The following is a 20,250-nucleotide window of genomic DNA, read 5'->3' on the forward strand; positions in this document are numbered from 1 at the left end:
TCAGATGCAGTGTCCCCCGGGCAAGCACAGCCTGAACACGACGCAGGAGGCCGGACGATGAGCCGCGTCAGCAAGCCGTACGAGATCGTCGAGCGGGCACTTGAGCTGTCCCGGGCGGACGGGTGCGTGGTCATCGCCGACGAGGAGTCCTCGGCGAACCTGCGCTGGGCGGGGAACGCGCTGACCACCAACGGTGTCACGCGCGGCCGGACCCTCACCGTCATCGCGACCGTCGACGGCGCCCAGGGCACCGCCTCCGGTGTCGTCTCGCGGTCGGCCGTGACCGTCGACGACCTGGAGCCGCTGGTCCGGGCCGCCGAGGCCGCCGCGCGTGCCGCCGGGCCCGCCGAGGACGCGCAGCCGCTGGTCGAGGGCGTGCCCTCCTCCCCCGACTTCACGGACGCCCCGGCCGAGACCTCCTCCGCCGTCTTCGCCGACTTCGCCCCGGCGCTCGGCGAGGCCTTCGCCCGCGCCCGGGCCGGCGGCCGTGAGCTCTACGGCTTCGCCAACCACGAGCTGACCTCCGCCTACCTGGGGACGTCGACGGGGCTGCGGCTCCGCCACGACCAGCCCAACGGGACGCTCGAACTGAACGCCAAGTCCCCCGACCGTTCGCGCTCCGCCTGGGCGGGACGCTCGACGCGGGACTTCAAGGACGTCGACCCGGCCGCGCTCGACGCGGAGCTGGCGACCCGCCTCGGCTGGGCGGAGCGGCGGATCGAGCTGCCCGCCGGGCGGTACGAGACGCTGCTGCCGCCGACCGCCGTGGCCGACCTGATGATCTACCAGCTGTGGTCGTCCATGGCCCGGGACGCGGTGGAGGGCCGTACGGTCTTCTCCAAGCCCGGCGGCGGCACCCGGCTCGGCGAGACCCTCTCGCCGCTGCCGCTGACCCTGCGCAGCGACCCGAACGAGCCGGGCCTGGAGTCCGCGCCCTTCGTGATCGCGCACTCCTCCGGCGACGACTCCTCCGTCTTCGACAACGGTCTGCCGCTCGGGCCGATCGACTGGGTGAAGGCCGGGAGCCTGGCCCACCTGATCACCACCCGGCACACCGCCGGGCTTACTCACTTGCCCGTGGCGCCCGGGGCGGGGAACCTGATCCTGGACGGCGGCGGTGAGCGCTCCCTCGAGGAGATGGTGGCCTCGACGGAGCGTGGCCTGCTGCTGACCTGCCTCTGGTACATCCGCGAGGTCGACCCCGCGACGCTGCTGCTGACCGGACTGACCCGGGACGGCGTCTACCTCGTCGAGAACGGCGAGGTGGTCGGCGAGGTGAACAACTTCCGGTTCAACGAGTCGCCGGTGGACCTGCTGTCGCGGGCCACGGAGGCGGGCCGTACGGAGAAGACGCTGCCGCGCGAGTGGAGCGACTGGTTCACCCGGGCCGCGATGCCCGCCCTGCGGGTGCCGGACTTCAACATGAGCTCGGTCAGCAAGGGGGTCTGACCCACCTAGACTGAGTCGTCGTACCACCAACAACCTGAGGAGACTGACGGTCGTGACGGACATCGTCGACGAGCTGAAGTGGCGCGGGCTTTTCGCCCAGTCCACCGATGAGGACGCCCTGCGCAAGGCTCTCGCGGACGGTCCCGTCACGTTCTATTGCGGTTTCGACCCGACCGCGGCCAGTCTCCACGTCGGTCACCTGGTGCAGGTCCTCACCGTCCGCCGGCTCCAGCAGGCCGGGCACCGGCCGCTGGCGCTGGTCGGTGGGGCCACCGGCCAGATCGGCGACCCGCGGCCGACGGCCGAGCGCACCCTGAACGACCCCGAGACGGTCGCGAACTGGGTGAACCGGCTGCGCTCGCAGATCGAGCCCTTCCTCTCCTTCGAGGGGGAGAACGCGGCGGTCATGGTGAACAACCTGGACTGGACCGCCGGCCTGTCGGCGATCGAGTTCCTGCGGGACATCGGCAAGCACTTCCGGGTCAACAAGATGCTGACCAAGGACTCCGTCGCCCGGCGTCTGGAGTCCGAGCAGGGCATCAGCTACACGGAGTTCAGCTACCAGCTGCTCCAGGCCATGGACTTCCGGGAGCTGTACCGCCGCTACGGCTGCACGCTCCAGCAGGGCGGCTCGGACCAGTGGGGCAACCTGGTGGCCGGGCTCGACCTGATCCACCGTCTGGAGCCGGGCGCTGAGGTCCACGCGCTGGCGACCCCGCTGATGGTCAAGGCTGACGGCACCAAGTTCGGCAAGACCGAGGGCGGGGCCGTCTGGCTCGACCCGGAGATGACCACGCCGTACGCGTTCTACCAGTTCTGGCTGAACGTGGACGACCGGGACATCTCGACGTACATGCGGATCCTCTCCTTCAAGTCCCGCGAGGAGCTGGAGGAGCTGGAGCAGCAGACCGCCGAGCGGCCGCAGGCACGGGCCGCCCAGCGGGCGCTCGCCGAGGAGCTCACCACCCTGGTGCACGGCGCCGAGCAGTGCGCGGCCGTCATCAACGCCTCCAAGGCGCTGTTCGGGCAGGGTGACCTGGCCGAGCTGGACGGGGCGACGCTCGCCGCCGCCCTGTCCGAGCTGCCGCACGCGCGCGTGACCGAGCTGGGCCAGGTCGTGGACCTGTTCACCGAGGTCGGGCTCGCGCCGAGCAAGTCGGGTGCGCGCCGCACGGTGAAGGAGGGCGGTGCGTACGTGAACAACGTGAAGGTCACCGCCGAGGACGCCGAGGTGTCGGCGGAGGAGCTGCTGCACGGCCGCTGGCTGGTGCTGCGACGCGGCAAGAAGAACCTGGCGGCGATCGAGTTCGCCGGCGCGGAGGGCTGACTCGCCCGGTCCACGCACGGGAGGCCCGGTACGGCACTGAGGTGCCGTACCGGGCCTCCCGGTTTTTCCGGTGTCGCCTTCGGGCCTTCCGGGCTTCCCGGTCTTCCCGTCTCCCGTCTTCCCGTCTTCCCGTCTTCCCGTCGTCCGGTCTTCCGGTCCCCCGGCGGGGTCACGCTCGTTGTCTGTTGCCCTTGATCGAGGCCCAGAGCATGTCGCCCACCCCGACCACGGCGACGGCGCCGATCAGCTGGAGCAGGTGGCGGGTCCAGTCGATGCCCTTGGTCTCGTTGACACCGATCCAGGTTGCGACCGCGTTGCCGAGCACGCTGCCGAGAATGCCGAACACGGTCGTCAGCCAGAGCGGGATCTGCTGCTTCCCCGGCAGGATCGCCTTCGCGATCAGACCGAGGACGAATCCCACGATGATCGCCCACAACCAACTCATCGTCGCCTCCTTGTGCGCATGTGGGCCCAGTCTCGGCCCACCGGCCATACGGCGCATGTCGGGCGGCGCCGTCCGCGCCCCGGCCTCGTCGGCGCGGGAGGGCGGGCGTACGGTGGAGAGAGGTCCGGACCGGGGAGGGTCCGGCATGACCTGCGGGTGGTGACGGCGATGTCGAAGCGTGGTGGATCCGAGGTCTTCCGGATCACGGGGGCCCGTCAGGGGCTCACCGACGACGTGCGGGGACGACAGCGGCGGTACGTCATCTCGATGACCGTCCGAACGCTCTCCGTGATCGCCGCCGCCGTACTGTGGAACGTCGAACGGCACGTGGCGATCGTGGCGCTCGCCCTGGGAATCGTGCTCCCCTACATCGCCGTGGTCATCGCCAACGCGGGACGGGAGTCGACTCCCTCCCTTCCCTCCACCTTCGTCCCGACTCCGACACGCCCCGCTCTGGAGGCCCAGGAGGCTCCGGAGGACGCCACGGCGGAGCCCCCGCACGGCCGGAACTGATCACGGACAGTGGCCAGAAACCTCAGGAAAAGCTCAGATCAATCATGAAGTTCCAGTGCACCGCACCCCATGCTCCGTGACATACTGCCTACGCGCTCCGCATCCCCCGTCGGAGCGACGGACCGATGCCGGGCAGCTCCCCCCGTGGCTGCCCGGCATCGCCCTTGCTGGACAATGATCAGGTGAGCGAAGAGAAGCCGATCTGTTCCGCCAAGGGTTGCCGCGCCGACGCCGTCTGGGTCCTCGCGTGGAACAACCCCAAGCTGCACACGCCCGAGCGACGCAAGACCTGGCTCGCGTGCGAGGAGCACCGCGAACACCTCTCCCAGTTCCTGGGCGTACGGGGATTCCTCAAGGACGTCGTGCCGCTGGCCGACTGGGAGTCCTCCGAGGCCTGAGGCCTTCCTCGCTCAGCCGCCGATCGCCGACATCGGGCGGTCGGGCTGCAGGAAGCTGGGGTCGTCGAGGCCGGAGCCGGCCTTCTTGCCCCACATCGCCTTCTTCCAGATGTCCGCGACGTCCCCGTCCGTGGCGTCCGAGCGGAGCGCGGCCCGCAGGTCGGTCTCCTCGGTGGCGAAGAGGCAGGTGCGCACCTGGCCGTCGGCGGTGAGCCGGGTCCGGTCGCAGGCCCGGCAGAACGGGCGGGTGACGGAGGCGATGACGCCGACCGTGTGCGGCCCGCCGTCGACGACCCAGCGCTCGGCCGGAGCCGAGCCGCGCTCGTCGTCGCCCTCGGCGGTCAGGGTGAAGCGGGTGCGCAGCGACTCCAGGATGTCCCCGGCGGTGATCATGCCGTCGCGCTTCCAGCCGTGCTGGGCGTCGAGGGGCATCTGCTCGATGAAGCGGAGCTCGTAACCCTCCGCGATCGCCCAGGCGAGCAGGTCGGGTGCCTCGTCGTCGTTGAGCCCGGGCATCAGGACCGCGTTGACCTTGACCGGGGTGAGGCCGGCGTCCCGGGCGGCGGCCATGCCGTCGAGGACGTCCTGGTGGCGGTCGCGCCGGGTGAGGGTCTTGAAGACCTCGGGGCGCAGCGTGTCCAGGGAGACGTTGACCCGGTCGAGGCCGGCGGCCTTGAGGGCCGCCGCGGTGCGCTTGAGCCCGATGCCGTTGGTCGTGAGGGACATCCGGGGGCGGGGCTCCAGGGCCGCGCAGCGCTCGACGATCCCGACGAGGCCGGGGCGGAGCAGCGGCTCGCCGCCGGTGAAGCGGACCTCGGTGACGCCGAGGTCGGTGACGGCGATGCGGATCAGCCGGACGATCTCGTCGTCGGTGAGGAGATCCGGCTTCGCGAGCCACTGGAGGCCCTCTTCCGGCATGCAGTACGTGCACCGCAGATTGCAGCGGTCGGTGAGTGAGACGCGCAGGTCGGTGGCGACCCGGCCATAGGTGTCGATGAGCACTGTGGGCCCCCTCCCCGTCTTGCGGATGCGTGTGCTTCGAGACTACGTGAGCCCGACGACAACGAGCAGGGCAGATTGTCACGGGACCGAAGCGGCCGCGTCGTAGAACTCTACGACGCGGCCGGTGGATCGCTGCGGAACGTATACGGCCCGCTGCGCTCCGGTCAGTGCTTGACCGCGGCGGCCACACCGACTCCGGTGAGGGACTTGACCTCCAGCTCCGCGTACTTGCCCGCGTCCGGCTCCTCCTTGGAGAGCAGCGAGCCGAGCCAGCCGAGGAGGAAGCCGAGCGGGATCGAGACGAGGCCGGGGTTCTCCAGCGGGAACCAGTGGAAGTCCACGCCCTTGAACATCGAGGCCGGTCCGCCGGAGACGACCGGCGAGAAGAGGACGAGGACCACGGAGGAGATCAGCCCGCCGTAGATCGACCAGAGCGCGCCCTGGGTGGTGAAGCGCTTCCAGAAGAGCGAGTAGAGGATCGTCGGCAGGTTGGCCGAGGCGGCGACCGCGAAGGCGAGGGCGACCAGGCCGGCGACGTTGAGGTCGCGGGCGAGGGCGCCGAGCGCGATCGACACGATGCCGATGAGGACGGTCGACCAGCGGGCGGCCCGCATCTCCTCCTTCTCGGTGGCCTTCCCGCGCTTGATCACGTTCGCGTAGATGTCGTGCGCGAACGACGAGGACGAGGCCAGGGTCAGACCGGCGACCACCGCGAGGATGGTGGCGAAGGCGACGGCGGAGATGACGGCGAGGAGGATCGCGCCGCCGGTGGAGCCGGCACCGCCGCCGACCTCCAGAGCGGTGAGCGGGGCCGCCGTGTTGCCCGCCTTGTTGGACGCCTTGATGGTGTCGCCGCTGAGCAGGGCGGCGGCGCCGAAGCCGAGGACGATCGTCATCAGGTAGAACGCACCGATGATGCCGATGGCCCAGTTGACCGACTTACGGGCGGCCTTGGCGGTCGGCACCGTGTAGAAGCGGATCAGGATGTGCGGCAGGCCGGCGGTGCCGAGGACCAGCGCGATGCCGAGCGAGAGGAAGTCCAGCTTCGAGAGGGCGGTGGCGCCGTACTTGAGGCCGGGCTCCAGGAACGCGTCGCCCTTGCCGCTGTTGGTGGCGGCGGCGCCGAGCAGCTGCGAGAGGTTGAAGTCGAACTTCAGCAGGATGAGGAAGGTGATGAGGAGCGTGCCCGCGATGAGCAGGACGGCCTTCACCATCTGCACCCAGGTGGTGCCCTTCATGCCGCCGATCGTCACGTAGACGATCATCAGGACGCCGACGAGGGCGACGATCGCGATCTTGCCGCCGTCGCTGGTGATGCCGAGCAGCAGCGAGACGAGCACGCCCGCACCCGCCATCTGCGCGAGCAGGTAGAAGATCGAGACGACGATGGTGGAGGTGCCGGCGGCGGTCCTGACGGGCCGCTGGCGCATCCGGTAGGCGAGGACGTCGCCCATCGTGAACCGGCCGGAGTTGCGCAGCGGTTCGGCGACCAGGAGCAGGGCGACGAGCCAGGCGACCAGGAAGCCGATCGAGTAGAGGAAGCCGTCGTAGCCGTAGAGGGCGATGGCGCCGCTGATGCCGAGGAAGGACGCGGCGGACATGTAGTCGCCGGAGATCGCGAGGCCGTTCTGGAAGCCGGTGAACTGGCCTCCGCCGGCGTAGAAGTCGGCGGCGCTGCGGGTCTGGCGGCCGGCCCAGACGGTGATGATCAGGGTCGCGACGACGAAGGCGCCGAAGAGGGCGATGATCAGCGGCCGGTGCTCACTGGTGGCGTTGCCCGCCGCGAGCAGGACGGTGGTTCTCATGCGTCGCCCTCCATACGGGACTTGATGACCTCGGCCCGGGGGTCGAGGTTCTTCGCCGCGTGCCGCGAGTAGAGCCAGGCGATGAGGAAGGTGGTGAGGAACTGGCCGAGGCCCAGGACCAGGGCCACGTTGATGTTGCCGAAGAGCTTGGTCCCCATGAAGGCGCCCGCGTAGTTGGAGAGCAGCACGTAGAGCAGGTACCAGGCGATGAAGGCGATCGTGACGGGAAAAGCGAAGGAACGGTACGTACGGCGCAGTTCGCCGAATTCCGGGCTTTCCTGGACGTCGACGAACTCCTCCGTCGTGGGCCCGGCGGGACCGCGGTCGGTCTCCGTCCCGTTTCTGGGCGGCGGCGGTGCTTCGGTAGCCACGGAATCTCCTCGTGACGCGGGGGCGGACGGCATGGTCAAGGGGGCCTCACCAGGGGTGCGGGAACCGGGGCTCCGGGCGGAGCTCCTCCCCTGACCAACGGCACGGAGCCGGAAGCGAAGCGGTTCACGCGAGGGATTTCTTCGTACAGATCTCCATGAAGTCTTCTCAACTCATTGAAGGACCGGGAAGATCAGCGATAGCTTCACTCGTCATGCACCTGTCCGCGCGCAAACCCGCGCGTGGGCAGTACATACGGATGATGTGGAGAACCCATGGCTCATCTGGGATCGAGGCGCGGCCGAGCTCTTGCTCTGCCTGCTGGTCTCGCGCTCACGGCCTCGCTCGGCTTCCTTCCCTCCGGCGCCGCCTCCGCCGCGGAGCTGAGCGACGCACCGGCGGCAGCCGTCGTGGCGACGAACGGGCCGAAGCTCTCGTACGTCGTCAACGTCGCGGGTGGCCGCTGGACCGCCGCCTCGGTGAAGAAGGCGATCGCCGCCGCGGGCGGCGAGGTCGTCATCTCGTACGACCAGATAGGCGTGATAGTCGTCCACTCGCAGAACCCCGAGTTCGCGAAGACGATCCGCCAGGCGCGTGGTGTGGTGTCGGCCGGTTCGACCCGTACCGCCCCGCTCTCCGCCCAGACCGACACGTCGGTCGACGAGGGCGCCCAGTCGCTCTCCGCGGCCGAGGCCCAGGCCGCCGCGGCCACGGCGACGGACGCGCAGGACCCGCTGGAGCCCCTGCAGTGGGACCTGCCGGCGATCAAGGCCGACAAGGCCCACGAGAAGACGCTCGGCAGCAAGCGCGTGACCGTCGCGGTCATCGACACGGGTGTCGACGACACCCACCCGGACCTGGCGCCGAACTTCGACGTCGAGGCCTCCGCCAACTGCGTGTCCGGCAAGCCGGACACCACCGCCGGTTCGTGGCGCCCCAACCCGGGCGAGAGCGACCACGGCACGCACGTCGCCGGCACGATCGCCGCCGCCAAGAACGGCATCGGCATCACCGGTGTCGCCCCGGGCGTCAAGGTCTCCGGCATCAAGGTGGCCAACCCGGACGGCTTCTTCTACACCGAGGCCGTGGTCTGCGGCTTCGTGTGGGCGGCCGAGCACGGTGTCGACGTCACGAACAACAGCTACTACACCGACCCGTGGCTGTTCGCCTGCAAGAACGACGACGACCAGAAGGCCCTCATCGAGGCGGTCACCCGCGCGACCCGCTACGCGGAGCACAAGGGCACGGTCAACGTGGCGGCGGCCGGCAACTCGAAGTTCGACCTCGCGGCCGACTCGATCGTCGACAACAGCAGCCCGAACGACACCACGCCGGGCGACCGGGTCATCGACCCGAAGGTGTGCCTCGACTACCCGGGCATGCTGCCGGGTGTCGTCACGGTCTCCGCGACCGGAGCCAAGGACCTCAAGGCGTCCTACTCCAACTACGGTCTCGGTGTCATCGACATCGCCGCCCCCGGCGGTGACCGTACCGAGTACCAGACCCCGGACGCCCCGGCGGTCAACGGCCGCATCCTGTCGACCACGGTCAACGGCGGCTACAACTACAAGGCCGGTACGTCGATGGCGGCGCCGCACGCGGCGGGCGTCCTCGCGCTCATCAAGTCGACGCACCCCTACGCGAGCCCGGCGGCCCTCAAGGCGCTGCTGTACGCGCAGGCCGACGACCGCGCCTGCACCAACCCGTACGACATCGAGGGCGACGGCAAGATCGACGCCGTCTGCGAGGGTGGCAAGAACAAGAACGGCTTCTACGGGGCCGGTCTGATCGACGCGCTGGACGCCGTCCGCCGCTAGTCGCGACGGTCGGATGAACTCCGGTGCGTGAGGGCCCTGGTGTGGCGTGCCACACCAGGGCCCTCTGCATGGCACTGAGTGCCATAGTGCGGTCATGGAGAACGACATGGACAACACGGTGCGCACCGGTACGGAGTTGTTGTGGTCGGCCCTCGGCGGCGATCCCGCCCTGGTGGACCGCGTGACGTACGGCGGGACCTCCGGGCTGCTGCCCGCGCGGCTGCCCGTGATGGACCTGGCCCGGGCCTCGGTCGCGGTGGCCGGACTCGCGGCCGTGGAGCGGGCGGGGCTGCCGGGTCCGGTGCGGGTGGACGACGGTGCCGTCGCCACCGCCTTCGTGAGCGAGCGTCATCTGCGGGTCGACGGGCGGGCGCCGGTGAGCTTCGCGCCGCTGTCGCGGTTCTGGCGGGCGGCCGACGGCTGGGTCCGTACCCATGCCAACTACCCGCACCACCGGGCGGCGTTGCTCGCCGCTCTCGGGGCCGATGACTCCGCCGACTCCGCCCGCTCCGTCGAGGCGGTCGCGGCGGCGATCGGCGAGCGGAGGGCCGTCGAGGTCGAGAGCGCGGTGTACGCGGCCGGGGGCCTGGCCGTCGCCCTGCGCACGCCCGAGCAGTGGGCGGCGCACGAGCAGGGCCGGGAGGTGGCGGCGCGGCCGCCGCTGACCCGGGAGCGGCTCGACGAGGCCCCGCCCAGGCGCCGCTCCGGTCCCCTGCGGGTGCTCGATCTGACCCGGGTGATCGCCGGTCCCGTGGCGACCAGGACGCTCGCGCTGCTCGGCGCCGACGTGCTGCGGATCGACCCGCCGGGCAACCCCGAACTGCCCGACCAGCACGCCGACACGAACGTCGGGAAGCGGACGTCGGCGCTCGATCTGGACAGCCCCGCGGACCGCCGCGCCTTCGGCGAGCTGCTGGACGCGGCCGACGTCCTGGTGACCGGCTACCGCCCCGGCGCACTCGACCGCTTCGACCTCCACCGGCCCGGCCTGGTCACCGCACGGCTCTCCGCCTGGGGCGACTACGGCCCCTGGGGCGGGCGACGCGGCTTCGACAGCCTGGTGCAGGTGGCGACCGGGATCGCCGTGACCGAGGGCTCGGCGGAGGAGCCGGGGACGCTGCCCGCGCAGGCCCTGGACCACGGCACGGGCTATCTGCTCGCGGCGGCCGTGCTGCGCTCGCTGACCGAGCAGGACCGGGAGGGCGGGACCAGGCTCGTACGCCTGGCGCTCGCGCAGACGGGGCACTGGCTGACGCACGCGCTGCCGCGGTACGAGCCCGAGCGGTACGTCACCGAGACGGACGGCCCGCTGGGGCGGCTGCGGCACGCGCTGTCGCCCGTCGCGTACGAGGGCGGCCCGGCGGGCTGGTCGCGCCCGCCGGGCGTCGCGGGGGCCGACGCCCCCGCCTGGCTCACGGCCTGACGAGGGCTACGGATCGGCGAGTGCTCCGGCTCGACGAGTCGCTACGGCTCGACGAGGACTGCGGCTCGACGAGTCGCTACGGCTTGACGAGTCGCTACGGCTTGACGAGGACCTTGAGGGCGGTGCGCTCGTCCATGGCCTTGTAGCCGCCGGGGACGCCGTCGAGGCCGACGGTCAGGTCGAAGACCGGGGACGGGTCGATGGTGCCGTCGAGGACGTCCGGGAGCAGCTCCGGGATGTACGCGCGGACGGGCGCGACGCCGCCGCGCAGCGCGATGTTCCGGTCGAACATGACCGAGAGGTCGAGTCCGGTGCCGCTGCCGTGCGGGACGCCGACGTAGCCGATGGAGCCGCCGTCGCGGGCGATGGCGACGGCGGTGCGCATCGACTGCTCGGTGCCGACGGCCTCGATGACGGCGTGGGCGCCCTGGCCGCCGGTGAGCTCGCGGACGGCGGCCTCGGCGGCCTCGCCGCGCTCGGCGACGACGTCGGTGGCGCCGAAGGCGCGGGCGATATCGGTACGGGCGGTGTGCCGGCCGAGGGCGATGATCCGCTCGGCGCCGAGGCGCTTGGCCGCGAGGACGCCGCAGAGGCCGACGGCGCCGTCACCGACGACCGCGACGGTGGAACCGCGCGTCACGCCCGCGCCGAGGGCGGCGTGGTGGCCGGTGCCCATGACGTCGGAGAGGGCGAGCAGCGCGGTCAGCAGGTGGTCGTCGGAGGCGGCGTCGGCGGGGAGCTTGACGAGGGTGCCGTCGGCGAAGGGGACGCGGACGGCCTCGCCCTGGCCGCCGTCGGAGCCGACCGAGCCCCAGAAGCCGCCGCTCGGGCAGGAGGTCTGGAGCCCCTCGGCGCAGTACTCGCAGGTGCCGTCGGACCAGACGAAGGGGGCGACGACGAGGTCGCCCGCGGTGAAGCCGGTGACGTCGGAGCCGGTCTCCTCGACGATGCCGAGGAACTCGTGGCCGATGCGCTGGCCGGGCTGCCGGGCGGACTCGCCGCGGTAGGCCCACAGGTCGCTGCCGCAGATGCAGGCGCGCAGCACGCGCAGGACGACGTCGGTGGAGTCCTTGATCACGGGGTCGGGCACGTCCTCCACGCGCATGTCGAACGGAGCGTGGATGGTGGTGGCGCGCATGGCGGACGGTCCTTGCTGTCAGACGGTTGTACGACGTTCACCGTACATCGCGCCGAGCACTCCCGCCGTCAGCAGGTACTGCGCCGCGATGTAGGTCAGCATGACCCAGAAGTCGGGGGCCGGCAGCTGGGGCCACTCGGCGACACCGGTGGCGATGAGGGTGTCGGACAGCAGGAACAGGGCGCCGCCGAGGCCGGCCAGGAGCCCGAGGGAGCTCGCGCGGTAGGCCATCGCGGTGAGCAGCAGGGAGTACCCGGCGACGGGGATCCGCAGCTCGGCGGGGAGGTCGGGCCAGAGGAGCGCCACGGTGCCGACGAGGGCGGCCGCGTATCCGGCGCCGAGGAGTGGCGACGTACGCCGGCGCCCGAAGTGGACCAGGTAGCAGACGTGTCCGCCGGCGAAGGAGCCCATGCCGACGAGGAAGGCCCAGTCGGCGTCGGAGAGCAGGAAGACGTCGCCGCCCCAGCCGAAGAGGAGCGCGGCGGTCAGGAGCTTGGGGGCACCCCTGGTGACGGCGTACGCGGCGAGCAGGGGCATCAGGAGCGGTTTGGCGAGCTGGTGGCCGAGGTCGGCGCCGGCGAGCAGGGAGACCAGGTCGACGGCGGCGGCAAGCCCGAAGGCGGCGAGCAGGACGCGGGAGGCGGTCGGGACGGCGCCGGCGGCACGGACGGCCGTGGGGTCGGCGCTCACGCGGCGGCCTCCGGAGCGGCGCCGCCCTGGGGGGCCTGGGACTGGGGGGCCTGGGAGTGGGTGGCCTGGGAGTGGGTGGCCTGGGAGTGGGTGGCCTGGGGCTGGGTGGCCCGGTGTCCCGGCTGCCAGCCCGGGCCGCGGAAGACCCGTCCGGCGCGCTCGCGCCAGCCGCTCGCGGCCCGGAGGTCACGGGCGATGGCGGCGTACTCGTGGGTGGCGACGCGGAGCGGGTTGTACGTCTCGATGTTCTTGGTGAGGCCGTAGACGGGCCGGTCGGTCTCGCCGACCCAGGAGCCGAACATCCGGTCCCAGAGGATGAGGATCCCGCCGAAGTTCCGGTCCAGGTAGCCGCCCTGGGAGGCGTGGTGGACGCGGTGGTGCGAGGGGGTGTTGAGGACGTACTCGAAGGGGCGGGGCAGCTTCCCGACCCGCTCGGTGTGGATCCAGAACTGGTAGACGAGGTTGAGCGAGTAGCAGAAGGCGACGGCCGCCGGGTGCACGCCGAGGGCGATCATCGGCAGGTAGAACGGCCAGGAGGTCACGCTGGTCCACGGCTGGCGCAGGGCGGTGGTGAGGTTGAACTTCCGACTGCTGTGGTGGACGACGTGGCAGGCCCAGAGGATGCGGATGACGTGGTGTCCGCGGTGCTGCCAGTAGTAGAGGAAGTCCTGCGCGAGGAGCATCAGCGGGATCGTCCACCACAGGGCGGGGACGCGGAGCGGAGTGAGCTCGTAGACGGCGGTGTAGATCGCGACCACGGGGATCTTCCACAGCGCGTCGAAGGCGAGGCTCCCGAGCCCCATGCCGATGCTGGTGGCGGCGTCCTTGGTCTCGTATCCGGCGGCGTTCTCGTCGGGGTGGATCCGGTGGCTGACCATCTCCAGGACGGTGAGCAGGACGAACGCCGGTATGGACCAGAGCACGACATCGGGCAGGTTCGGCATGCCGTCGACGGTAGGCGCGGCGGGCGGTCACCCGCTAGACGTTGTTACCGACAAGTATGCGAGACGGCTTGTCAGCAAGCTTTGGCACCTTCCGACAACGGCTCCTACACCCCGGCCGCGCCGAGGAGCGAGCCCGCACCGTAGGTGATCGCCATCGCGAGGGCGCCGCCGCCCACGTTGCGGAGGATCGCGCGGCCCGCGGGGGCCTTGCCGAGACGGGCGCTCCACCATCCCGTGAGGGCGAGGGCCCCCAGGACCGAGACGACCGTGACCCAGAGGCGGGCCCAGGCCGGCGGCAGGACGATCGCGAGGAGGGGGAGCAGGGCGCCGACGGTGAAGGCGAGGAAGCTGGCGCCCGCCGCGTGCCAGGGGTTGGTGAGGTCGTCGGGGTCGATGCCCAGCTCCACGCGCGCGTGGGCGCGCAGCGCGTCGCGCTCGGTGAGCTGCTCGGCGGCCTCGCGGGCCACGTCCGCGGAGAGCCCGCGGGCGGCCAGGAGGCCGGCCAGTTCGTCGAGTTCGGCCTCCGGCCGCTCGCGCAGCTCGCGCTTCTCCTCGGCGAGCGCGGCCTTCTCCGAGTCGCGCTGGCTGGAGACGGAGACGTACTCCCCCGCCGCCATCGACATCGACCCGGCGAGCAGCCCCGAGAGGCCTGCGGTGAGCAGGGCCGCCCGGGACTCCGTCGCGCCGGCGACGCCCACGACGAGGCCCGCGGTGGAGACGACCCCGTCGTTGGCTCCGAGCACCGCGGCCCGGAGCCAGTTGAGACGGGAGCCGAGCCCTCCGCCGTGGGCCTCGTCGTGTGCCTCGTCCGGCACGGGGGGTGCTGTCACGTCAGGAGGGTCGCACCCGGCGGGTCACCAGACGCGCACCGACCCGCCCGTGGCGAAGGCCGGGCTGGTCGCGCCCGCCGGGATCTTCTCCAGGGGTGTGGCGACCTCCGCGACCTCCGGGCCGTGGACGGCGGCGAGCGGGTCGAGGAGGGCGAGGTCGAAGCCGTAGACGCGGGCCGCGTTGCCCCCGACCATGGCGGCGACCTCCTCCCTCGGCACGCCCGCGTAGGCGATGCGGAGGCCTTCGCGGGAGTACGGGGTGGTGCCCTCGTCGTGCGGGTAGTCGCTGCCCCACATGATCTTGTCGAGGCCGATCCGGTCGCGCAGCGGCACCTCGTGCGGGCGCATGAAGCTCGCCCCGACGAAGCAGTTGTCGCGCCAGACCTCGCTGGGGCCCTTGCCCATGGACTCCGCGAGCCCGGCGCCGAACTTGGACTCGGCGGTGGCGGCCCGCGAGGCCGCGGCGACCAGGCGTCCGTGGTAGTAGTCCAGCATCTCCAGGATCCCGGGAATCCAGCCGGAGCCCTGTTCCGTCAGGACGAGCCTGAGGTCCGGGTGACGGCGGAAGGCGCCGCCGAAGACGAGGTGCCACAGGGCCCGGTGGGAGAACCAGGTCGTCTCCACCATGAAGACGGCGCGGGCCGCCGGTTCGTCGCCGAGCGGTGGCGAGGCCGAGCCGCCGTGGTGGTTGACCGGCACGTCCAGCTCCGCGCAGACCGCCCAGATCGGGTCGTACGTCTCCGAGTACAGCTCGGGCACGCCCGAGCCGGGCGGGGTGCCCGGCAGCAGGATCCCGCCGGTCAGACCGGCCTCCTTGGTGCGGCGGATCTCGCGTACGGCCTCGTCGACGTCGTTGAGGAGGATCTGCGCCACGCCCGCCCGGCGGCCCGGCGCGTCGGCGCAGAAGTCGGCGAGCCAGCGGTTGTGCGCGCGCAGCCCCGCCCAGCGGAGCTCGTACTCCTCGCGGCTCGGCGCCGGGGCCATCAGGGAGGCGGAGGGGAAGAACGGCGGGATGGTGTTCGGGAAGACGACCTCGGCGACGATCCCGTCCGCCTCCAGTTCGCGCAGACGGCGCTGCGAGTTCCAGTTGCGGTCGGCGGTGTCCGCGAGCAGGTCCTCGTACGGGTTGACGTACGTGGCCGCCCAGGCGTCGAAGGCCTCGTGGTGCTTCTTCTCCAGGTACGGCCGGTAGTCGAGGAGGTCGGCGCCGGCGTGGCAGTCGGCGGAGATCACCGTGTAGCGGTCCGTCATGAGGTCACCCCGAGTACCGGGAAGTCGTGCTCCGTCAGCCAGTGGCGGCCGACCTCGCGGGACCGCGCCCAGGAGGCCTCCACGGCCGCCTGGTCGGCCGGCTGCCCCAGGTCGGCGGGGGTCGGGCCGATCCGGCGGGCGATCGGCTCGAGCGCGGGGACGTCGAAGCCGAAGACCTCCGCCGCCGCGAGCCCCAGCATCCGCCGGGTCTCCTCCACCGGGATGTCGTGGAAGGTGTTCCGCAGCCACGCGCGCGTGGCGGGCCAGGTCCCCTCCGGGTGCGGGAAGTCCGAGCCCCAGAGGATGTTGTCGACGCCGATCTCGTACCGCTGGGCGAGCTCGCGCCGCTTGGTGTTGGTCGCGCAGACGAAGACCTGCCGGTCCAGGTACTCGCTCGGCGGCCGCTTCAGCTCCGCGAACGGGGACAGCTTCTTGCCGCCGTGCGCGCCGAGGTAGAGCCGGTCCATGAACCAGAGCAGGTTGGGCAGCCACCAGCAGCCGGACTCGGCGACGCCGAACCGCAGACCGGGGTGGCGCTCGAAGACCCCGGACCAGAGCAGGAACCAGAGCGGCCTGGCCGGCCAGAAGGTGACCTCGGAGACGTAGATCCCGAGGTGGTCGCCGTACTCCTCGCGCGGCGCGGCGCCGGAGTGGGTGAGCACCGGCATGCGGGTCTCGGCGGCGGCCGCCCACACCGGGTCGTACCGCCGGTCGTGGTAGGGGGCCTTGTCCACCCACATGGAGGGGATCATGAGCGCGCCGAGGCCGGACTCCTTGGCCCGGTGGATCTCGGCGACGACCTCGCCGGGGTCGGCGGTGACGGGGAGCAGCGCGACCCCGCAGTGCCGCTCCGGATTCCGGCCGACGAACTCGGCGAGCCAGCGGTTGTGCGCCTTCGCGCCCGCCATGCCGAGCTCCGGGTCCTGGTCGCCGGAGAGACCGAGGCCGACGCCGAAGGGCGCGGCGGTCTGGCTGTCGACGGCGTCCGCGTCGGGGAAGACGACCTCGGCGGCGACCCCGTCGCCGTCGAGCTCCTTGAGCCGCTGGGCGGCGTCCCAGCCGCCGCGCAGGCCCTCCTCGTTGTCGTGGAACCACTTGTCGGCGAAGGCCTCGTTGCGCACCCCGAGCCGGGTCATCGCCTCCCGGCGCGCCTCCCGCCCGGCGAGGAACTCGTCGAAGGCCCGGTGGTGACGGGATTCCAGATAGGGCCGGTACTGCTCGGTGGGCAGTCCGGCATGACAGTCGGAGGAGATGATCAGATACGGATCCTCGTACGTCGTCATGTCCTGCGTCCCTCAGTCTCGGTCTCGGTCTCGGTCTCGGTCTCGGTCTCGGTCTCGGTCTCGGTCTCGGTCTCGGTCTCGGTCTCGGTCTCGGTCTCGGTCTCGGTCTCGGTCGAGGATGAAGCTCTCCAGGTAGGACGGGTTGGCGCGGTCGAGCATCGACCGCGAGCGCGCCCGGATCTGGCCGTCGCTGTGCTCGCTCTCCGGCAGCATCCAGAAGCGGTCGGCGCGGATGCCCTCGACGACCAGCTCGGCGACCTCCTCCACCGGGGTGAAGGCCACCTCCTGTCCGGCCTCCTTCATCGCCGCCTCCCACTGGTCGAGGCTGCGGTACGGGCTCCGGCGCGGGCGCTGTTTCGCGTACCGCTCGGGCCGGTTGCGGTGCGACTCCCACAGGCCGGTGCGGAGCATGTGCGGGCCGGGGAAGAGCACGGAGGCGCCCACGCGCGCGTGCTCGGCCCGGAGGTGGGCGTAGAGCGACTCGGTCATGGTGACGACGGCCGCCTTGGTGACCGCGTACACGGAGGCGGTGGGCAGCGGGGCGATGCCGCCGTCGGCGGAGGAGGTGTTGACGACGTGGCCGGGCTCACCGCTCGCGATCATGCGCGGGACGAAGGCCTGGATGCCGTGGAAGACGCCCCAGACGTTGACGGAGAAGGCCCACTTCCAGTCGTTCGGCTCGTGCTCCCACATCCGGCCCTCGGCGCCGGAGCCCACGCCCGCGTTGTTGCAGAGGACGTGGACGGCGCCGAAGGTCTCGTACGCCGCGTCCGCGAACGCCCGGACCTCGTCGGGGTCGGATACGTCGACCGTCCGGGCGAGGATCTGCGCCCCGCCCGCCATCAGCTCGTCGGCGGCCTCCGCGAGCGCGCCCGGCTCGACGTCCCCGAGGACGACGGCCATGCCCTCGGCGGCGAAGCGGCGGGCCATGGCGAGCCCGATGCCGCTCGCCGCGCCGGTGACGACGGCGACCTGTCCCGCCCGCAGCTCCATCAGACGCTCCCTTCCGGGGGGCCGTCGAGGATCTGCAGCGGGTCGTCGTACCGCTGGTGGATGTAGGGCAGCAGCGCCTGCGCGGAGACGCGTTCGGCGACCGTGCCCTTCTGGTCGGTGGTCTTCTCGCCGATCGTGATCTCGACGAGCCTGCGTACGGGGAGGTCGGCCACCGGGTCGTACATGGACTCGCGCAGGATCACGTCACCGGTGACCCGCTCCAGCTTCCGCACCTTCTCGTTGCGGACGCAGTGGACGAGGACCGGGTCGGCGTCGAAGCCGGAACCGTCCACGCCCGGAAGGAACTTGAAGTAGAAGTCGGTCTTCTCGACGGGCTCCGGCAGGGGCAGCGGGCCGGAGACCGCGCCGCGCACCTCGACGAAGGCGATGCCGTGCCGGGCGAGGGCCGCGCGGACGACGAGCCCGTCGCGCTCGACGGTGACCTCGCCGAGCTTCTTCGGTTCGCCGAAGACCTCGCGTCCGCCGATCAGGGCCCGCTCGTGGGTCATCGGCATGACCAGCGGGTACCAGCCCTCGCGGTCGCCGTAGGCGGCGGCGACGGCCACCGAGCCGGCGCCGAGGGGGTAGCCGGGCAGGTCGACCTGGCTGATGTTGGCGCGGACGAGCGGGCGTGCGGTGGGTTTCAGCGGGGGCGGCAGGACCGCCGCGACGACGTCCGGATCGGTCTCCCAGACGGCGACCACTCCGGTGGACCAGATGTCGGGAAGACGGGAGCTCCGCTCGCGGGCCGCCGCCGCCTCGGCCTCGCCGCGCGCCCCGTACCGTACTCGTGCCATGACGTACCACCCTTCAGGACAGTCGGTCTGTAACACAGTTACACCGTCACCGATGAAGGGTAAAGACCCGTGCACGCAGAGGAGTTGGGGGAAGCGATGGCACGCTCGGCGCTCAGCCGCGACGAAGTCCTGGACGCCGCGGCCGCCCTCGTGAGGGAGCACGGACCCGACGCCCTGACCATGCGCAGGCTCGCCGGCGAGCTGGGCACTGCGGTCACCTCGATCTACTGGCACGTCGGCAACCGCGAGTCGCTCCTCGACGCGCTCGTCGCCCGTACGGTCACCGACCTCGGCACCATCCACCCGCGCGGGACGACCCCCGCCGAGCGGATGGTCTCGGTCGCCCGCACCCTCCGCCGCGCGCTGCGCGAGCGCCCGCACCTGGTGGCGATGGTCCACGAACGGGGCCTGACGGAGCGGATGTTCCTGCCGGCCCAGCGCGCCCTCGTCCACGAGGCCCACGCGGCGGGCCTGCGCGGGGCACACGCGGCGCGGGCCGTCCGGGCGCTGCAGTTCCAGGTCGTCGGCTACGTCCTGGTGGAGCGCAACCGCGAGCGGGCGCCCGCCCAGTCCCCCGGCGAGGAGGAGCTGTGGCGCGAGGAGACGGCCGAGTCCGACCCCGGCCTGGCCCACGCCCTGGCCGCCCCGATCGACACGGAGGCCCTCTTCGTCGACTCCGTACGGGCCCTCGTGGACGGGCTGCTCGCCGGGGCGTCCGGGGACGGCGGGGACACCGGGGACGGCACTGTCGGTCGCGGGCCGTATTCTCATTGACCATGCTCGACGACCGTACGACAGCAGCGACGTGGCCGGCCGCCTACCCACAGGGGTACGCGGTCGTCGACGTGGAGACCACCGGCCTCGCCCGCGACGACCGGATAATTTCTGCTGCCGTCTACCGGCTGGACGCCCAGGGGAACGTCGAGGACCACTGGTACACCCTGGTCAACCCCGAGCGCGACCCCGGCCCGGTCTGGATCCACGGGCTGACCAGCGACGTCCTGGAGGGCGCCCCGCTCTTCCCGGAGGTCGCGGCGGAGTTCGCCGCCCGGCTCGACGGCCGGGTCCTCGTCGCGCACAACGCGATGTTCGACTGGCAGATGATCGCCAGGGAGTACGCGCGCGCCGAGCGGACCGCGCCCGTGCGGCAGCGCCTGTGCACGATCGCGCTCGCCAAGGAGCTGTCGCTGCCGCTGCCCAACCACAAGCTGGCGACGCTCGCCGCGCACTTCGGCGTCGTCCAGCAGCGCGCGCACAACGCGCTGGACGACGCGCGCGTCCTCGCCGAGGCGTTCCGGCCGAGCCTCCACGCGGCGGCCGAGCGGAACGTCCGGCTGCCGCTCCTGGAGTGCCGGCCGCTGACCGAGTGGGCCTCGTCCCCGGCGCAGCCCCGGGTCGGCCACCAGGGCGCGCACCCGGGCTCGGGCGCGTACCGCATGAACAGCTGGCGTCCCTCCCGGAAGCGCCCCGCCTGCCCGTACCCCAACCCCGGCCGGTACGCGATCGACAGACCGCTCAAGCAGGGCATGCGGGTGGCCTTCTCCGGTGACACCTCCATCGACCGCGAGCTCCTGGAGGACCGCACGGTCGAGGCCGGGCTGCACGTCGCCACCAGCGTCTCCCGGCTGACGAGCCTGCTCGTCACGAACGACCCCGACGCGGCCACCTCCAAGACGATCAAGGCGAAGTCCTTCGGCACACCGGTCGTCGACGAGGCGGCCTACACCCAACTGCTGCGGGACGTGGCCCCGGCAGACGGGTGACGCGCACGGCCAG

19 protein-coding genes and 1 pseudogene are annotated in these 20,250 nt (G+C 71.7%); 8 read left to right on the plus strand and 12 right to left on the minus strand.

Going from position 1 to position 20,250, the window contains the following annotated elements:
- The first annotated feature begins 57 nt into the window (after positions 1-57).
- Both OG361_RS09425 and tyrS read left to right on the plus strand, forming a co-directional pair.
- Positions 58-1,449 (plus strand): metallopeptidase TldD-related protein, encoded by a 1,392-nt coding sequence (locus OG361_RS09425; RefSeq protein ID WP_405852887.1) that lies wholly within the window; start codon positions 58-60, stop codon positions 1,447-1,449.
- A 52-nt stretch (positions 1,450-1,501) separates the two neighbouring features.
- Positions 1,502-2,776, plus strand: a complete 1,275-nt coding sequence (gene tyrS / locus OG361_RS09430; protein ID WP_405852888.1) for a tyrosine--tRNA ligase — start codon at positions 1,502-1,504, stop codon at positions 2,774-2,776.
- A gap of 169 nt (positions 2,777-2,945) precedes the next feature.
- On the opposite strand, the gene OG361_RS09435 is transcribed toward tyrS, so the two are convergent.
- On the minus strand, positions 2,946-3,221 hold the full coding sequence (locus OG361_RS09435) for a GlsB/YeaQ/YmgE family stress response membrane protein (protein ID WP_384576502.1): 276 nt from the start codon (positions 3,219-3,221) through the stop codon (positions 2,946-2,948).
- A 168-nt stretch (positions 3,222-3,389) separates the two neighbouring features.
- Here OG361_RS09435 and OG361_RS09440 point away from each other — a divergent pair, with 168 nt between their 5' ends.
- A complete protein-coding gene (locus OG361_RS09440; protein ID WP_405852889.1) occupies positions 3,390-3,734 on the plus strand; it encodes a DUF3099 domain-containing protein in 345 nt (114 codons plus the stop codon).
- A gap of 182 nt (positions 3,735-3,916) precedes the next feature.
- Complete coding sequence (locus OG361_RS09445) at positions 3,917-4,132, plus strand: hypothetical protein (protein ID WP_055599883.1); 216 nt, start codon at positions 3,917-3,919, stop codon at positions 4,130-4,132.
- A 12-nt stretch (positions 4,133-4,144) separates the two neighbouring features.
- Here the strand turns inward: OG361_RS09445 and moaA are convergent, their stop codons facing one another.
- From moaA to OG361_RS09460, 3 genes are all read right to left on the minus strand, one after another.
- Positions 4,145-5,134: a GTP 3',8-cyclase MoaA gene (gene moaA / locus OG361_RS09450; RefSeq protein ID WP_405852890.1), complete on the minus strand. Its 990-nt coding sequence runs from the start codon at positions 5,132-5,134 to the stop codon at positions 4,145-4,147.
- A 164-nt stretch (positions 5,135-5,298) separates the two neighbouring features.
- Entirely contained in the window at positions 5,299-6,939 is a 1,641-nt protein-coding gene (locus tag OG361_RS09455; protein ID WP_405852891.1) for a cation acetate symporter, read from the minus strand.
- Positions 6,936-7,310 (minus strand): DUF485 domain-containing protein, encoded by a 375-nt coding sequence (locus OG361_RS09460; RefSeq protein ID WP_405852893.1) that lies wholly within the window; start codon positions 7,308-7,310, stop codon positions 6,936-6,938. The genes OG361_RS09455 and OG361_RS09460 overlap by 4 nt, the downstream gene beginning before the upstream one ends.
- Positions 7,311-7,583: 273 nt before the next feature.
- Between OG361_RS09460 and OG361_RS09465 the strand changes: the two genes are divergently transcribed.
- Both OG361_RS09465 and OG361_RS09470 read left to right on the plus strand, forming a co-directional pair.
- Positions 7,584-9,125, plus strand: a complete 1,542-nt coding sequence (locus tag OG361_RS09465) for a S8 family peptidase (protein WP_405852895.1) — start codon at positions 7,584-7,586, stop codon at positions 9,123-9,125.
- Between the two features lie 94 nt (positions 9,126-9,219).
- Positions 9,220-10,548 carry a CoA transferase gene (locus OG361_RS09470; protein ID WP_405852897.1) on the plus strand — a complete coding sequence of 443 codons (1,329 nt, stop codon included), beginning with the start codon at positions 9,220-9,222 and terminating at the stop codon, positions 10,546-10,548.
- 94 nt (positions 10,549-10,642) lie between these two features.
- On the opposite strand, the gene OG361_RS09475 is transcribed toward OG361_RS09470, so the two are convergent.
- The 8 genes and pseudogenes from OG361_RS09475 to OG361_RS09510 form a co-directional block, all read right to left on the minus strand.
- A complete protein-coding gene (locus tag OG361_RS09475; RefSeq protein ID WP_384576522.1) occupies positions 10,643-11,686 on the minus strand; it encodes a zinc-dependent alcohol dehydrogenase family protein in 1,044 nt (347 codons plus the stop codon).
- Between the two features lie 18 nt (positions 11,687-11,704).
- Positions 11,705-12,376 carry a lysoplasmalogenase gene (locus tag OG361_RS09480; RefSeq protein ID WP_405852899.1) on the minus strand — a complete coding sequence of 224 codons (672 nt, stop codon included), beginning with the start codon at positions 12,374-12,376 and terminating at the stop codon, positions 11,705-11,707.
- Complete coding sequence (locus OG361_RS09485; protein WP_405852900.1) at positions 12,373-13,320, minus strand: sterol desaturase family protein; 948 nt, start codon at positions 13,318-13,320, stop codon at positions 12,373-12,375. Before OG361_RS09485 ends, OG361_RS09480 begins: the two co-directional genes overlap by 4 nt.
- A 104-nt stretch (positions 13,321-13,424) precedes the next feature.
- Complete coding sequence (locus OG361_RS09490; RefSeq protein WP_405852901.1) at positions 13,425-14,150, minus strand: VIT family protein; 726 nt, start codon at positions 14,148-14,150, stop codon at positions 13,425-13,427.
- 24 nt (positions 14,151-14,174) lie between these two features.
- Positions 14,175-15,401: an amidohydrolase family protein gene (locus OG361_RS09495; RefSeq protein WP_405852902.1), complete on the minus strand. Its 1,227-nt coding sequence runs from the start codon at positions 15,399-15,401 to the stop codon at positions 14,175-14,177.
- The gene (locus tag OG361_RS09500; RefSeq protein ID WP_405852904.1) at positions 15,398-16,684 is read right to left on the minus strand and encodes an amidohydrolase family protein; all 1,287 of its coding nucleotides are present in this window, start codon (positions 16,682-16,684) and stop codon (positions 15,398-15,400) included. The genes OG361_RS09495 and OG361_RS09500 overlap by 4 nt, the downstream gene beginning before the upstream one ends.
- A gap of 108 nt (positions 16,685-16,792) precedes the next feature.
- Positions 16,793-17,677: pseudogene (locus OG361_RS09505) on the minus strand (SDR family NAD(P)-dependent oxidoreductase); the annotation flags it as partial.
- On the minus strand, positions 17,677-18,474 hold the full coding sequence (locus OG361_RS09510) for an acetoacetate decarboxylase family protein (RefSeq protein ID WP_405852905.1): 798 nt from the start codon (positions 18,472-18,474) through the stop codon (positions 17,677-17,679). The gene OG361_RS09510 and the pseudogene OG361_RS09505, both read right to left, overlap by 1 nt.
- A gap of 96 nt (positions 18,475-18,570) precedes the next feature.
- On the opposite strand from OG361_RS09510, the gene OG361_RS09515 reads away from it, so the two are divergent.
- A complete protein-coding gene (locus OG361_RS09515; protein WP_405852906.1) occupies positions 18,571-19,248 on the plus strand; it encodes a TetR/AcrR family transcriptional regulator in 678 nt (225 codons plus the stop codon).
- The gene (locus tag OG361_RS09520; protein ID WP_405852907.1) at positions 19,245-20,237 is read left to right on the plus strand and encodes a DEDDh family exonuclease; all 993 of its coding nucleotides are present in this window, start codon (positions 19,245-19,247) and stop codon (positions 20,235-20,237) included. Before OG361_RS09515 ends, OG361_RS09520 begins: the two co-directional genes overlap by 4 nt.
- The last annotated feature ends 13 nt before the right edge of the window (positions 20,238-20,250 follow it).

This window comes from Streptomyces sp. NBC_00090, assembly GCF_045160815.1.
Lineage (GTDB): Bacteria > Actinomycetota > Actinomycetes > Streptomycetales > Streptomycetaceae > Streptomyces.

Bases quoted from the DNA above. Each gene is read 5' to 3' on its own strand.
- OG361_RS09515 (WP_405852906.1), top strand. From the start codon at position 18,571: ATGGCACGCTCGGCGCTCAGCCGCGACGAAGTCCTGGACGCCGCGGCC.
- OG361_RS09440 (WP_405852889.1), top strand. From the start codon at position 3,390: ATGTCGAAGCGTGGTGGATCCGAGGTCTTCCGGATCACGGGGGCCCGT.
- OG361_RS09435 (WP_384576502.1), bottom strand. From the start codon at position 3,221: ATGAGTTGGTTGTGGGCGATCATCGTGGGATTCGTCCTCGGTCTGATC.
- OG361_RS09475 (WP_384576522.1), bottom strand. From the start codon at position 11,686: ATGCGCGCCACCACCATCCACGCTCCGTTCGACATGCGCGTGGAGGAC.
- OG361_RS09485 (WP_405852900.1), bottom strand. From the start codon at position 13,320: ATGCCGAACCTGCCCGATGTCGTGCTCTGGTCCATACCGGCGTTCGTC.
- OG361_RS09495 (WP_405852902.1), bottom strand. From the start codon at position 15,401: ATGACGGACCGCTACACGGTGATCTCCGCCGACTGCCACGCCGGCGCC.
- OG361_RS09455 (WP_405852891.1), bottom strand. From the start codon at position 6,939: ATGAGAACCACCGTCCTGCTCGCGGCGGGCAACGCCACCAGTGAGCAC.
- OG361_RS09465 (WP_405852895.1), top strand. From the start codon at position 7,584: ATGGCTCATCTGGGATCGAGGCGCGGCCGAGCTCTTGCTCTGCCTGCT.
- OG361_RS09470 (WP_405852897.1), top strand. From the start codon at position 9,220: ATGGAGAACGACATGGACAACACGGTGCGCACCGGTACGGAGTTGTTG.
- OG361_RS09500 (WP_405852904.1), bottom strand. From the start codon at position 16,684: ATGACGACGTACGAGGATCCGTATCTGATCATCTCCTCCGACTGTCAT.
- OG361_RS09425 (WP_405852887.1), top strand. From the start codon at position 58: ATGAGCCGCGTCAGCAAGCCGTACGAGATCGTCGAGCGGGCACTTGAG.
- OG361_RS09510 (WP_405852905.1), bottom strand. From the start codon at position 18,474: ATGGCACGAGTACGGTACGGGGCGCGCGGCGAGGCCGAGGCGGCGGCG.